Annotated in this window: 1 protein-coding gene; it reads left to right on the top strand. The window is 31.4% G+C overall.

Translation table 11 applies throughout. The features are described 5' to 3' along the window. Positions 1–246 (top strand): DDE-type integrase/transposase/recombinase (locus tag Y7E_RS35160; RefSeq protein ID WP_154652068.1); only part of this gene is annotated, 246 nt, incomplete at its 5' end. Between the last annotated feature and the right edge of the window lie 282 nt (positions 247–528).

Raw genomic sequence — 528 nt, 5'->3', positions numbered from 1 at the left:
ATAGGTCTTTACAAAAATACCTTTCATCGTACAATCAAGCACCTCAATAATATCATTGAGCAAGATCATCGACATGTGAAACGTCGATTCTCCCGTTCTTTAGGGTTTCAAAGTCTTCGCCATGCCTCACGTACTATTAAAGGTATAGAAACTGTTCATGCCATATACAAACAAAAACGAAGTCTTCAACCAAACTTCGTTTTTTCGACGTATAACGCATTACATGAATTATTAATAATTTCATAAAACTGGTCCACAATATTCTCCATCTCTTTATGTCTTCGGAAACTTTTTGCAACAGAACCTCCTAAGTTAAGTACTAAGCTAATACAAGTATGTACTTATTCAAGAAAAGGGAGAAATTGTAGAAGAACACTTAGTTCCTAAATGACTTTATTGTTGTTTGTTTTGAGAAAAATAATATTGAATGAATAAAATTAAACAATTATTTTAAAACACCGTTCTATTTCCGAACGGTGTTTTATGTACTTAGATCATTAAGATTAAACAACTTTATTGTTCGTTAAC

It is taken from the genome of Bacillus bingmayongensis, assembly GCF_000299035.1.
Lineage (GTDB): Bacteria > Bacillota > Bacilli > Bacillales > Bacillaceae_G > Bacillus_A > Bacillus_A bingmayongensis.
The sequence above is the reverse complement of the archived record's forward strand: the minus strand, read 5'-3'. Positions and strand labels throughout refer to the sequence as shown.